The 12,816-nt window shown below is 62.9% G+C and carries 10 protein-coding genes and 1 tRNA gene; 8 read left to right on the forward strand and 3 right to left on the reverse strand.

Annotation, left to right across the window (positions count from 1 at the left end; genetic code table 11):
* Positions 1–23 precede the first annotated feature (23 nt).
* Positions 24–1,556 (reverse strand): adenylate/guanylate cyclase domain-containing protein, encoded by a 1,533-nt coding sequence (locus QP363_RS09395; RefSeq protein WP_070444091.1) that lies wholly within the window; start codon positions 1,554–1,556, stop codon positions 24–26.
* On the opposite strand from QP363_RS09395, the gene QP363_RS09400 reads away from it, so the two are divergent.
* Both QP363_RS09400 and QP363_RS09405 read left to right on the forward strand, forming a co-directional pair.
* Positions 1,555–2,802 (forward strand): DNA polymerase III subunit delta', encoded by a 1,248-nt coding sequence (locus QP363_RS09400; protein WP_083308560.1) that lies wholly within the window; start codon positions 1,555–1,557, stop codon positions 2,800–2,802. The genes QP363_RS09395 and QP363_RS09400 overlap by 2 nt on opposite strands.
* Positions 2,803–2,905: 103 nt before the next feature.
* Positions 2,906–2,981 (forward strand) — tRNA-Thr (locus QP363_RS09405).
* 327 nt (positions 2,982–3,308) lie between these two features.
* On the opposite strand, the gene QP363_RS09410 is transcribed toward QP363_RS09405, so the two are convergent.
* A complete protein-coding gene (locus QP363_RS09410) occupies positions 3,309–3,764 on the reverse strand; it encodes a DUF4442 domain-containing protein (RefSeq protein ID WP_070645713.1) in 456 nt (151 codons plus the stop codon).
* Between the two features lie 234 nt (positions 3,765–3,998).
* Here QP363_RS09410 and QP363_RS09415 point away from each other — a divergent pair, with 234 nt between their 5' ends.
* Genes QP363_RS09415 through nagE form a run of 3 tightly spaced genes read left to right on the forward strand, consistent with a single transcriptional unit; the run spans position 3,999 to position 8,138 of the window.
* Positions 3,999–5,156 carry an N-acetylglucosamine-6-phosphate deacetylase gene (locus QP363_RS09415; RefSeq protein WP_284764288.1) on the forward strand — a complete coding sequence of 386 codons (1,158 nt, stop codon included), beginning with the start codon at positions 3,999–4,001 and terminating at the stop codon, positions 5,154–5,156.
* Between the two features lie 33 nt (positions 5,157–5,189).
* Entirely contained in the window at positions 5,190–5,954 is a 765-nt protein-coding gene (gene nagB / locus QP363_RS09420; RefSeq protein WP_070645717.1) for a glucosamine-6-phosphate deaminase, read from the forward strand.
* Between the two features lie 51 nt (positions 5,955–6,005).
* The gene (gene nagE / locus QP363_RS09425) at positions 6,006–8,138 is read left to right on the forward strand and encodes an N-acetylglucosamine-specific PTS transporter subunit IIBC (protein ID WP_284764290.1); all 2,133 of its coding nucleotides are present in this window, start codon (positions 6,006–6,008) and stop codon (positions 8,136–8,138) included.
* 153 nt (positions 8,139–8,291) lie between these two features.
* Here nagE and QP363_RS09430 read toward each other — a convergent pair whose 3' ends face one another.
* Positions 8,292–9,977: an acyl-CoA synthetase gene (locus QP363_RS09430; RefSeq protein WP_070645721.1), complete on the reverse strand. Its 1,686-nt coding sequence runs from the start codon at positions 9,975–9,977 to the stop codon at positions 8,292–8,294.
* A gap of 168 nt (positions 9,978–10,145) precedes the next feature.
* Between QP363_RS09430 and QP363_RS09435 the strand changes: the two genes are divergently transcribed.
* From QP363_RS09435 to QP363_RS09445, 3 genes are all read left to right on the forward strand, one after another.
* Positions 10,146–10,961 carry a GDSL-type esterase/lipase family protein gene (locus QP363_RS09435; RefSeq protein ID WP_070645723.1) on the forward strand — a complete coding sequence of 272 codons (816 nt, stop codon included), beginning with the start codon at positions 10,146–10,148 and terminating at the stop codon, positions 10,959–10,961.
* A 67-nt stretch (positions 10,962–11,028) separates the two neighbouring features.
* Complete coding sequence (locus QP363_RS09440) at positions 11,029–12,180, forward strand: S-(hydroxymethyl)mycothiol dehydrogenase (protein WP_070444064.1); 1,152 nt, start codon at positions 11,029–11,031, stop codon at positions 12,178–12,180.
* Positions 12,181–12,816 carry an MBL fold metallo-hydrolase gene (locus tag QP363_RS09445; RefSeq protein ID WP_070444061.1) on the forward strand — a complete coding sequence of 212 codons (636 nt, stop codon included), beginning with the start codon at positions 12,181–12,183 and terminating at the stop codon, positions 12,814–12,816.

A 12,816-nucleotide genomic window follows, 5' to 3' on the forward strand; every position in this document is an offset into this window, starting at 1 on the left:
CTACCAGAATCACAAAGACTTATTTATCCGAGGGCGCGCTCCGCCAGCGTCGGGCGGATAGGGCGCGCCAGTTGCGTCATGCGGCGACGCCCGCGCAGCTCGATAGACTTCATCAGTGTCCAGCGCGCTTGCTCGGCCTCGTTAGCGCCGCGCAGCGTGGCGGAGTTGGTGAGCACTTGGCCGGGCGTGTCCTTGGCCAGCTCGGTAAGGCGTGCGGCCTCATTGACGGCATCACCAATAACGGTGTACTCGAAGCGGTCCGCACCACCAATGTGGCCGGCTACCACGTGGCCCGCGGCCACGCCGATGCCTGCCTGCAGTCGCAGCCCGCGCAGTTCCTGGCGCAGTTCGCGGGCAGCCTGCAGGGCCATGGAGTTGGCATCGTAGACCGTCAGTGGGGCACCGAACACGGCCAGAGCAGCATCACCCTGGAACTTGTTGATGATGCCCTTATTGCGGTGTACCACCTCAACGACGTGCTCGAAGAACTTGTTGAGCTCTTCCACGACCTCCTCCGGGGTGTGGTTGACGGCGAAGGTGGTGGAGCCGATGACGTCGATAAACAGCACTGCCACCTTGCGGTCCTCGCCGCCTAGCTCCGGGCGCTCCTCCAAGGCGCGCTGTGCCACCTCAGTGCCGACATAGCGGCCGAAGATGTCGCGCACGCGCTGGCGCTCACGCAGGCCGCGCATCATTTCGTTGAAACCAGCTTGAAGAACACCGAGCTCAGAGCCGTCGTAGATGTCTACCTGGACGTCGTTCTCGCCGCGGCGCACGCGGTTGATGGCGTCCTGTAGCTCCAGGATGGGGTCCACCACGCTCATCATGGCGAACATGGTGCCGATAAGCCCCGTGCCCAGCGCCGTGATGCTCAGCGCGATGATGGCGGGGATGATATCGGCGGTATCGGCGGTGAACATCCCCATTTTCTGGCCCAGGTGCACCAGGATGATGCCGATGAGCGGGATGCCGGAGGTCATGAGCCACGTGGAAAGCAGACGGTACTTAATCGGCGGCTCCAGGGTGGAATCCTCAAAGCGGCGGGCAACGGCCTCCGCTGCCACGGGGCGCACGAGGCGCTCCGCCTGCAGGTATGTCAGGAGAACGATGAGGCCGCCGGCCAGTGCAGCAGAAACACCGACGACCACGGCCAGCCGTGCCGAGTGCTGGCCCGCTAATATCACCGCCAAAAGAATGCCCAGCAGCCAGACACCTGCGGCCACGCCAGATTGGTAGAGCGGGATGCGCAGGACCAAGTTGCGCACCATATTGGGATCATGGTCATCGGGACTGCGCTGCCAGTCCAAGACCGGCCGGAACAGCCGCAGGGTCACCGCGATGCCGATGATGACGGCGAAGGTTACGAACAACGTGCCATAGGTCCACAGGTGGGGCGTGTGGGCGATGAAGTCGGAGATCTCCGGCATGGGGAGAAAGAAGACCACGAAGGTCATGATCGCAATGGCACCGATGATGTTGGAGCCAAGGACGAGCGCGGCGTACATCGGCCATTGAGTACCCCATAACCAGCGGGCGCCACGCATCAGTCTATTCATGGTTACTCACTTTAGTTATCCCAGTAGGCTAGGGCGAGTGAATACATCAAGCGTTGCAGAAAGGCTTGCCGACGCCCCCTCCGTCGCCCACACCATCCTCAGTGCTGCCCGCGCGGCACGGGGCGAAGGTGACCCGCGGGCGATGAGCCATTCCTGGCTCTTTACCGGTCCTCCCGGTGCCGGCCGCTCGCTGGCGGCGCAGTGTTTCGCCGCAGCACTCATGTGCACGTCTGCCGACGAGAACGGCAACCCCGGATGCGGGCGCTGTGCCTCCTGTCAAAGCGTCCTGGACAATCAAGAGCACACCGACTTGGTCTACGTGGACCCGCAGGAGCAGTTCATTACGGTCGGCGAGGCCCGCGAGGTCATTGGGCGCGCGGCCAGCCTGCCGAGTGTTGCACCCTGGCGCGTGGTCATCTTCAACAAGGCAGATCGCCTCCGCAACGAGGCCGCCAACGCGTTGCTCAAGACCGTGGAGGAGCCGCCGGAGCGCACCGTCATCATTATGGTCGCGCCCTCGGAGGATCCGGAGGACTTCTCGGTCACTCTGCGTTCCCGCTGCCGCCACCTTTATATCCCGGCGCCGAGCGTGGAGGGTGTGGTCAAGCAGCTCGTCGCCGAAGGCGCCAGCGAGGATGACGCGCGCCTGGCCGCCGTGACCACCCTGCGCCACGTGGGGCGCGCGCGACACCTGGTCAACGAACCCGCCGCGCAGAAGCGCCGCGCCATGGCCATCAACCTGGCCGAGGATGTCTTTCACGGCTCCCAGGCCTTTCAATCCGTCACAGCGCTGCTGAAATTCATTGAGAAGGAGGCCAAGGACTCCCACGCGGCGGCGGAGGAGGCGGAGCGATCCAAGATTGAACAATCCTTCGGCGTTGGTGCCAAGGGTAAGGGCGCGACGAAGGCGCAGCGCGACGCCCGCAGTGCCCTGAAGGATATGGAGGAGCTTCACAAGAAGCGCGCTAAGCGCCGCATCGCCGACGGCCTCGACATCGCCCTCGTGGATCTCGCCGGCATCTACCGTGATGCACTCATGCTCAAAGTTGGTGCCGAGGTGGAGATGACCCACCCGGATTTCGCCGGCCTGGCCGGCGAACTTGCCCAGCGTGTGAGCGAAGATGGCTTGCTGGCCGCCCAGTCCGCCATCCGCACCTGCCGCGAGCAGCTACCGCAGAACGTCACCCCGCAGGTGGCTTTCGACGGTATGGTGGGTCGCCTGCGCCTAGCCTGCGGTGCGCGCTAACTTGCAGCATTTGCTGTGCGTGCCCCACATCAAGCAGCCCGATTTCTTTCTCAGCCCTGGCCTAGGCTAGACTCTCACGCGGTGCATATACACACTGCATCGTGCCGCCTTAGCTCAGTCGGTAGAGCATCTCACTCGTAATGAGAAGGTCGCGAGTTCGATTCTCGCAGGCGGCTCCATTAAGCCCCAGCTAGAACAGTGTTCGGCCTAAACAACACGTTTTGTCGTTTAGGCCGCCAAGGTGAGAACAAAGTAAAAACGCCAACCCTCGGAGCAAAGGAATTCTCAGGCCGAAGCCCTACTCCCATTCGGGAACCCAGCTTTATCCTTCTCGGGTTGACGTTGTGACTCAAGGATAATTGGGCGCGAGGCCTTCCACAACACATAACTTCCCGGTGTGGACGAAATGGAATCAAACTACCAGGTAAACTCGGCGCCAGAATTTTTGGGAAATACTCCGGTAACCCCAGCGTCTGCGACGACGCGCAGGCTTTCGTACTCGCTGCTTATTTCTGCTTGCGTCGGTAATATACCTGCCGGCGCACATGAGCGACGACATCGCCTTCCTCATCGATGATGTTGACGTCGAACCAATGCAGGTACTTCTGACCGTTGGCCGTCTTTTCTTCGATGAGCGCGTAGGTCTCCTCCGGAATGCGCATGTCGGCGGTGACCGTGCCACGGCCGGGCTTGAGGTACTTAATCTCACCAGCGGCATCCCAGATGCGGTACTCCTTGCCTAGACGGTGCATCGAGGCGAGCATGAAGAAGGGATCCGTCATGGCGGAGAGCGTGCCGCCGAAGGCAACGCCCATGGCGTTCTTGGTCAACATGTTCGGCTTGTGGCTGACCACGACACGCGTGCCGTCATCAGCGAATTCCTTGATCTTTATGCCAGCGCCCAGAAAGGGCGGCCAGAAACCCATGAGGTGCTTGAGCTGACGTGCAGAAAAGTGGGCCATGAGGATAGCTCCATTTGGGTGGACGGTCAGGTGGGCTAAATGTGGTCAACTCTACCGTTGTGGGATGAGGAGAGTCCCAGACTTCGGTTCTTGAGCACACTATAAGTCACCTGCGCTCACACACCCCCTTCGGCGGAGGCGTGATTCACAAAAATCAGCAGCCCTGATAAATTTCAAGTGAATTGTCAACCGGGCTGCGCCACGCCAGCCCGTACAAGCAGAATCGAATGAGTCATGCAGACAGAGGCGAAAGGCCACGTCGAGGGCCTCTACATCGATGAGAACTTCGAGCTGCGCGCCGGGGCCGTCACATTTGGGGAAAGTATTGAGGGCATAGCGCTTGGCGACGTCCCCGCAGCCGAGGCCGCCTGGCGCGCCGGGGACCCGGATGCGTTGCTCTGGGTGCCCGGTTTCGTGGACCTGCACAACCACGGCGGCAACGGCGGGGGATTCCCCAACGGCGACTATGAACAGTGCCTGGCCGCAGCCCGCTTCCACCGCGCACACGGCACCACAACGTTGTTGGCCAGCTTGGTTTCCGGCACGCAAGAAGAGCTGTGCGCCCGGGCCGAGCTTTTGGCCCAGCTGGCTGAGGAAGGCGAGATCGCCGGCATCCACATGGAAGGCCCCTTCATCGCGGCGGCCAAGTGCGGCGCGCAGGACCCTTCGCGCATCGTGCCCGGTGACCCGGACTTCTTCCGCGCGGTCATCGCCGCGGCCCGCGGCCACCTGCGTTCGATTACCTTTGCGCCGGAAACGGAGAACGTCGACAAGCTGCTCGAAGTCTGCGCGGAGCACGGCATCATCGCCAGCCTGGGCCACACCGAGGCCGATTACGACACCACGCTGAAGGTTATCGCCCAGGCCAAAGAGCTCGGCGTCACCGTGACCGGCACGCACCTCTTCAACGCCATGCCGCCCATCCACCACCGCGCGCCGGGCACGGTGGCCGCCTTGCTCACCGCGGCGAAGGCGGGGGACGTGGCTGTCGAGCTCATCGCCGATGGCGTGCATCTTGTGGACGGCACCGTGGACATGGCTCACAACCCCCGCTCCTTCGCGGTGACGGATGCCATGGCGGCGGCTGGCATGGCCGACGGTGACTATGAATTGGGCTCCCTGCCCGTCACCGTGAGCGGGGGAGTCGCGCGCGTGCCCAGCGGCGCCATCGCGGGTGGTACGTCCACCTTGGCCCAGCAATTCGCCAGCTTCGCCGCACGCCATGGTCTGGGCGAAGCGGTGCGTTTTACCTCCACCACGGCCGCCGATGTGCTGGGACGCAAAGATCTAGGCCGCATCGCGGTTGGTGCACGCGCCAACCTGGTGGGCCTCAATACCCAGCTGGAACCGGTGCGCGTCATTGTCGGTGGCACTGAATTTATAAACTTTTAAACAAGACTCTCACTCACATCAGAAAGGCAGATTATGGACATCCTCATTCGCTCCACCCCCGCCGAGGTCGCCGCCGCGGCCGCCGATATCCTCGCACGCTACGCCAACAATTCCGCCACCCTGGGGCTGGCCACCGGTTCCACCCCGGTGGCCACGTACAAGGAGCTCATCGCCCGCCACGAGCGCGGCGAGGTCAGCTTCGCGGGCAGCCACGCATTTCTTCTCGACGAGTACCTTGGCCTTAACCCCGAACACGAGCAGTCCTACTACGCCACCATCCGCCGTGACTTCACCAGCCACGTCGATTTCGATGATGCCTTGGTCAAGAGCCCAGAGGGCAGCGCTGCCGACCCCGTGGCAGCCACCGCCGCCTATGACCAGGCCATCCGGAATGCCGGTGGCATCGATATCCAGTTGCTCGGCATCGGTGCGAATGGCCACATCGGCTTTAACGAGCCCTCGAGCTCCCTGACCTCGCGCACTCGCGTGGTGGCGCTGCACCCGCAGACTGTGCAGGATAACTCCCGTTTCTTCGACAATGTCGAGGACGTTCCGCGCCACGCACTCACGCAGGGCTTGGGCACGATTAGCGAGGCCCGCCACCTGCTCCTCATCGCCACCGGCAGCAACAAAGCCAACGCGGTGCAAGCGATGGTTGAGGGACCGCTTTCGGCGCGCTGCCCTGGCTCGGTACTGCAGCTGCACCAGCACGCCACGGTGATTGTGGATGAAGCCGCCGCTGCCCGCTTGGAGGATCGCGAGTACTACCTCTTCGCGGACCAGAACCGCCTGCGTTAAAGCTCCTTTTTCTCATTCCATAACTTCCCTTCTCGAAAGGACGTTTCAGACATGAAAATAGATGTCATGGGGCCGCTGCAGCGGCTCGGAAAAGCCCTCATGGGCGCCGTGGCGGTGCTGCCCGTCGCGGCGATCCTCAGTGGCCTTGGCTACTGGATTTCCAGCGCCGCCGGCCCGGATAACCTCGCCGCCCAGCTGCTGATTAGCTCCGGTGACGCGGTCCTGGCCAACCTGGGCTGGATCTTCGCCATCGCCATTGCTTTCGGCCTGGCCAAGGATTCCAACGGTGCTGCGGCACTCTCTGGTTTCTTGGCCTTCGCCACCTTCATGAAGCTGCTCGGCCCCGACGCCGTGGCCGGCTACCGCGGCATCGAAGACCCCACCGCGCTGACCGGCGATGAGGCTCTGCACTGGGCATCGGAGGGCTGGAACGCCGTGGGCGGCGGAAACGTCCTCTTTGGCATCCTCGCCGGCATCATGGCGGCCTGGGTCTATAACCGCTTCCACGGCACCAAGCTGCCGGACTTTTTGGCCTTCTTCTCAGGCCGGCGCCTCGTGCCGATTCTTACCGCCATCATCGCCATGGTGATTTCCGGCGTCCTCTACTTCGTGTGGCCGTTCATCTACAACGCGCTCTTCAACTTCGGTACCTCCATCCAGGGCCTGGGTGCGGCGGGTGCCGGTATCTATGGTGTGGCTAACCGCCTGCTCATCCCGACTGGCCTGCACCACGCGTTGAACTCCGTCTTCTGGTTCGACGTCATCGGTATCAACGACATTGGCAACTTCCAGGCGGGCCAAAAGACCATCGAAGCAGCCGCAGCCGCCACCTCCGCCGCGGACTGCCCGGGCATCTGGGCGAATGGACAGTGCACGGTCGAGGGCGTTGTGGGCCGCTACCAGGCGGGCTTCTTCCCGGTCATGATGTTCGGTCTGCCGGGCGCGGCACTCGCGATGTACCTGCGTGCGGATAAGAAGAAGCGCAAGGTGGTCGGCTCCTTGATGGCTGCTGGTGCCCTGGCTTCCTTCTTCACCGGTGTGACCGAGCCGCTGGAGTTCTCCTTCATGTTCGTCGCCCCGCTGCTCTACGTGGTGCATGCACTGCTGATGGGCCTGTCCGTCTTCATCGCTTCCACCATGGAGTGGACCGCTGGATTTGGCTTCTCTGCCGGTTTCGTGGACATGCTGCTTTCCTCGCAGAACCCGCTGGCCAACAAGTGGTACATGCTGCTGGTGATGGGCGTGGGCTTCTTCTTCCTCTACTTCATCATCTTCTACTTCCTCATCGGCTGGCTTAACCTCAAGACCCCGGGCCGCGGCGAGGACGAAGCCGACAACGTGGAGGATTCTGCTACCGGCGATGACAAGACCGCAGCCGATGCCGCCCGCATCATCGAGGGCCTCGGCGGCAAAGACAACATCGACTCACTGGACTACTGCACCACGCGTCTGCGCGTGGGTGTGAAGGACCGCGCGCTTGTTCGCGACTCCGTGATCAAACGCGCCGCCGTCTCCGGTGTCATCCACCCCTCCGAGAAGAGTGTTCAGGTCATCGTGGGCCCGGCCGTACAGTTCATGTATGACGAGGTCAGCCACCAGCTGCGCCACGGTTCCCCGGCCCTGGCCACGACTGGTGCAGCGAGCGCGGCTGGAGCTGCGGGGGCTGCAGCCAGCGCCGGTGCCGCTTCCGCTAATCGCGTCAGCAGCGATGACGCGGATGTCGACGTGCGCGCCCCGTTCGCGGGTGACGTCGTTGAGCTCTCCCAGGTCCCGGATGCCTCCTTTGCCCAGGGCATGGTGGGCGAAGGCTTCGCCGTTATGCCTGATGCCGTCGATGCCTTCGACGTCTGCGCCCCAGTAGACGGCACCATCACCATGGTCTTCAAGACGCGCCACGCTTTTGGCATGAAGACGGCAGACGGGCTGGACCTGCTCATCCACATCGGTATCGACACCGTGGAGTTGAAGGGTGAAGGCTTCACGGCCTTGGCTAAGAAGGGTGATACCGTCACTGCCGGCACGCCGATCATCGCGGTGGAGGCAAGCAAGCTGCGCGAGCGCGGCGTCAACCTCATCACCCCGGTGGTGTGCCCGACGGCCAAGCAGGTTGCCGGAGTCGACATTGCTCGCGAGGGCCATGCCCTGCCAGGCGAGGTCGCCGCAACCGTCAAGCGCAGCAACTAATCTGATTCGGTTCAGCCCAGACATAAAACTGCCCTAGTTGACAAAACCCATGCTGCTTCATGCGGTGAGGAGCGAAGGTTTTGGCAACTAGGGCAGTTTTGGCTTGGTGGGTTCTATGCCTTGAGAAAACAAGCAGAGAAAAATGAGCGTGGGCTAGTCGGTGTGGCTTAGCAGGCGCGGCACCACTTTGCCCGTGGCGTTGCGCGGCAGCTTGTCTAGGAAGTGGACGTCGCGCGGCACGGAGTGGTCGGCGAGGTTCTCGCGGACCCAGGTGCGGATGCTATCGGCAGTCACGGTGTTGCCCAGGGCATCCCGCGTGGTTACTGCCCACACGGCGATGCGCTGGAAGGTGGTCTCATCCTCCACGCCGCCGGCGTGCACCTCCGCGATGCCCGGCATGGCCTCAAGAACCTCCGTCACCGACTGCGGGTGCACGTTCTCACCACCGACGATGATCATGTCATCGGCGCGGCCCACCACGTGCAGGTAGCCGTCGGGGTCGATATAGCCCAAGTCCCCGATGGAGATGAGGCCATCAACCTTGTTGAGCGGAATCTTCGGGTTCGTATAGCCAATGAGCGCGGTGGAATTAGTCAGGTAAATCTCGCCGACCTCGCCGCGCGGGACCTCATTGCCTTCCTCATCGAGGATGCGCAGCTTGGTGCCGGAGGCAATCTTGCCGCCGATGGTCGGGTCCTTAGCCACCTCTTCCATGGTGGCCGTCGATGCCAGTGCTAGCTCCGTGGAGCCATAAACATTGCAGAGAATCGGGCCGAAGCGCTCGTGGGTTTCCTTGACAATCTCCGGGGTCAGCGCGTGCCCGGCGGAGGCAATGAACTTCAGGCTTGAGGTGTCATACGCCGAATCCGGGTCAACCTCAACCATCTGGCGGAAGAAGACGGGGGAGGAGAGCAGGCCATCGAGCTGGTAGCGCTGGATATCATCGAGTGCGGCCGCCGGGTCAAAGACACGGCGGGTGACAATGGTATTGCGCAGGCCCAGAGCGATGTTAAGGCAGGCCCAGCCCCACGTGTGGAAGATGGAGGCGGTCATCTGCACCTTTTGGTCCCCGCGCCACGGCACCGCATCCACGATGGAGGCAACCACCACTGGCAGCGTGGGCTCCGGGCGCATGATTCCCTTGGGAATACCCGTGGTGCCGGAGGACATCAGCACGATATGCCCGTGCTTGGGCCAGGTGGGAAGCTTGTGCTTCTCGACGTCCCGCGGGTTCTCCACGATCTTGCGCAGCGATGCCGCTTGCGCCAGCTCAGCGGGAATTTCCGCACCGGACTCGTGGCCAATGACGACGTGCAGGCCATCAATGGGGCTAGCGCTATTGGTGGGATTAGGACCGTCGGCGGGGGCGAGACGGTCGATGAATTCATCGTCGATAACGAGCACGTTGATGCGGTTTTCCTCGATGCATCCGGCGAGCTGTTCGGGGGAAGATCCAACGTTGAGCAAAAAGATGTGTGCCCCCGCATAGCCTTTGGCGGCCAGCGGGGTGATGATGCCGCGGCCATTGCGTGCCATAACACCGAGGCGGATCTCATCGAGCCTCAAAGAAAGCAGCCAGCGCGCGAAGGTCTGGGAATGATCGCGCAGTTGGCGGTAGGTGAGTGCCCCGTCATCGTCGATAAGCGCTAGGCGTTCTGGGCAGGTCATGTATGCCTGCTCTACTTCGCGGGCGGTGGTGAAGCGGTAGCGCGCGAGAACCGGTGCGGTCAAGGCCACCGCCCGCGGGCCGCCGGCGGGGCTAATGAGGCCTGCGCGGAACAGCGAGGGGATAAAACGCCCGAGGGCAGCGGCGTGAAAGGTTACATCAGAAAGCTTCATAAGGTTCTCATCGATAAGAGGGGAAAAGAGGTTACGGGGCGGCGGGGGAGCCGCAATAAAAACGACAACCTGTTACAGGTGTTGCTATTGTTACATAAGCTGCAACCGCTAGCGTAGTCTATTATGGTTTCGGTCTAGAACATACTCTCTTGGAAGGACATTAGTCACGTGAAGTCTACTCAGCGCATTGCCACCCTCTGCGCCGCCCTCCTCGTGGCGGTTGGATTGACTCAAGCTCCCCAGGCAGTTGCCGGCGAGCGTAACCTCGTTGCCTTCGGTGATTCCGTGCTCGCGGATCCGCAACTGGATGTGTATCTGTCCTCGCGATTGGGCTCTTCTCAGCGCAACCCGAGCTTGAACTGCCCGTCCGGCAATAACTACGCCAAGCGCACTGCCGCCAAGCTGGGCATGCCGGTGGCGGATTTCTCCTGCTCCGGTGCTGTGTCCATGTCCCAGGGGCCGCAGGTGAATGCACAGATCGACGATGCCATTCGCCGTGGCGCGCTCAGTGCGGACACCCAGCGCGTGCTCTTCTCCAGCGGGTTCAACGATACGTATAACAACGCCGGGCTTTCCGACGGCGACCTGCGCGCCCGCTGGGTCGGCGCCAATGCGCCGCTGATCCACAAGATCCGTGCGGCAGCGCCCAATGCCCGCATCCAGATTGTGGGTTACCCGACCATTGGCTCGGGTGACCGCTACTGCCTCCTCCACTTCGGCCCGAAGCCGGCCGATGCCACGGCTCTGCCGATGGTGCAGCGCTATGAAAACGTCGCGCAGTGGATGCAGGTGGACCTGGCGCGCGCTACCGGAACCGAGTTCGTGGACATGAAGCCGATGACCTGGGATCGTGGCATGTGTGCCGACGCCGACAAGCGCCTGTGGGCGGGTCTGGTGGACTTCTCCGCGGGGCCGGGCAACCTGCCGCTGCACATTAATGCTCGCGGTCACGAGTTTGTGGCCAACCACCTCGCTAGCTTCTAGAAGCGCGCTCTTCTGACTTTTCAGGCCCGGGCAACGTTGCCCGGGCCTTTCGCGTACCCTCGCGGACATGGCTGTTAATGAAAATGTAAATGAAAATAACTCCCAGCAAGGCGCGGAGGTCGTCCGCGGCGTGATTGCGCGCGCGAAGGGCGAGCCCGTCGAGACCGTCAACATCGTCGTGCCCGCCCCGGGCGAGCACGATGTCGTGGTCAAGGTCCAGGCCTGCGGCGTCTGCCACACCGACCTGGCTTACCGCGATGGCGATATCGAGGATGCCTTCCCCTTCCTGCTTGGGCATGAGGCGGCGGGCGTCGTCGAGCGCGTGGGCGATGCCGTCACCCACGTCGAGGTCGGTGACTTCGTGGTCCTGAACTGGCGCGCGGTGTGCGGCGAGTGCCGCGCCTGCAAGAAGGGTGAGCCGAAGTACTGCTTCAACACCCACAACGCCTCCGCGAAGATGACGCTCGCGGACGGGGATAAGGACGCCGGCACCGAGCTCACCCCGGCGCTCGGCATCGGCTCCTTCGCGGAGAAGACCCTGGTCCACGAAGGCCAGTGCACCAAGGTCAACCCGGAGGCAGACCCGGCGGCCGCGGGCCTGCTGGGCTGTGGCGTGATGGCCGGCTTGGGCGCTGCGGTGAATACCGCGGACGTCAAGCGCGGCGAGTCCGTCGCGGTCTTCGGCTGCGGTGGCGTGGGCATGGCGGCCATTGCCGGCGCGGTGCTGGCGGGTGCCTCCAAGGTCATCGCCGTGGACCTGGACCCGGACAAGCTGGAACTGGCCAAGAAGTTCGGCGCTACCCACACCGTTGCGGCGAAGGATAAGTCTGAGGACGAGGTCATCGAGGCAGTCCGCGAGCTCACCGATGGTTTCGGCACCGACGTGGCCATTGACGCCGTGGGCATCCCGGTGACCACCCGCCAGGCCTTCTACTCCCGCGACCTGGCCGGCCGCATGGTCATGGTGGGCGTGCCGAACCTCACCAGCCGCTTCGACGTCCCGGCGATCGATTTCTTTGGACGCGGCGGATCGCTGAAGTCCTCCTGGTACGGCGATTGCCTGCCGGAGCGTGACTTCCCCATGTACGTCGACCTCTCCCTGCAGGGCCGCTTCCCGCTGCAGGACTTCGTCACCGAACGCATTGGTCTGGACGACGTTGAGGAAGCCTTCGCTACCATGAAGGCTGGCAAGGTACTTCGATCCGTAGTGGAGCTGTAAATGATCATTGAACAGTTTGTAACCTCAGGAAAGTTCCGCCTGGATGGCGGTGAGTGGGACGTGGACAATAACGTCTACATCCTGGCCGCTGGTGGCGCGTCAAGCGACGCCGAGTGCTACATCATCGATCCTTCCCACGACGCCGAGCGCGTCATCGAAGAGGTAGGACAGCGCACCGTCAAGGGCGTTATCCTCACCCACGCACATAACGACCACTGCGAACTCGCGCCCCAGGTGGCTGAGCACTTCGGTGTGTCTGTGTACCTGCACCCGGATGATCGCCCCCTGTGGGAGGAGACGCACGAGGACGCCACCTTCGTGCCGCTGGAGGATAACCAGCTCTTCACCGTGGGTGATAGCGATTTCGTGGTCTTCCACACGCCGGGTCACTCGCCGGGATGCGTGGTGCTCTACATTGCGGACGAGGCCACGCTGCTGTCGGGAGATACTCTCTTCAACGGCGGGCCGGGCGCTACCGGCCGCAAGTACTCTGACTTCGACGTCATCATCGAGTCCCTGCGCAACCGCGTGTTGAACCTCCCGCCGGAGACCCGCGTCCTCCCGGGCCACGGCGATGAGACCACCATTGGTGCTGAGGCGGCGCGCATCGATGAGTACATCGCGCGCGGTTACTAG

Origin of the sequence: Corynebacterium sp. UMB6689 (assembly GCF_030215295.1) — a bacterium.
GTDB lineage: Bacteria > Actinomycetota > Actinomycetes > Mycobacteriales > Mycobacteriaceae > Corynebacterium > Corynebacterium aurimucosum.

What these genes read in the sequence shown, in the direction of transcription:
- nagE (WP_284764290.1), top strand. Translation starts at nt 6,006, where the DNA reads ATGAAAATAGATGTCATGGGGCCGCTGCAGCGGCTCGGAAAAGCCCTC.
- QP363_RS09445 (WP_070444061.1), top strand. Translation starts at nt 12,181, where the DNA reads ATGATCATTGAACAGTTTGTAACCTCAGGAAAGTTCCGCCTGGATGGC.
- QP363_RS09410 (WP_070645713.1), bottom strand. Translation starts at nt 3,764, where the DNA reads ATGGCCCACTTTTCTGCACGTCAGCTCAAGCACCTCATGGGTTTCTGG.
- nagB (WP_070645717.1), top strand. Translation starts at nt 5,190, where the DNA reads ATGGACATCCTCATTCGCTCCACCCCCGCCGAGGTCGCCGCCGCGGCC.
- QP363_RS09440 (WP_070444064.1), top strand. Translation starts at nt 11,029, where the DNA reads ATGGCTGTTAATGAAAATGTAAATGAAAATAACTCCCAGCAAGGCGCG.
- QP363_RS09400 (WP_083308560.1), top strand. Translation starts at nt 1,555, where the DNA reads ATGGTTACTCACTTTAGTTATCCCAGTAGGCTAGGGCGAGTGAATACA.
- QP363_RS09430 (WP_070645721.1), bottom strand. Translation starts at nt 9,977, where the DNA reads ATGAAGCTTTCTGATGTAACCTTTCACGCCGCTGCCCTCGGGCGTTTT.
- QP363_RS09395 (WP_070444091.1), bottom strand. Translation starts at nt 1,556, where the DNA reads ATGAATAGACTGATGCGTGGCGCCCGCTGGTTATGGGGTACTCAATGG.
- QP363_RS09415 (WP_284764288.1), top strand. Translation starts at nt 3,999, where the DNA reads ATGCAGACAGAGGCGAAAGGCCACGTCGAGGGCCTCTACATCGATGAG.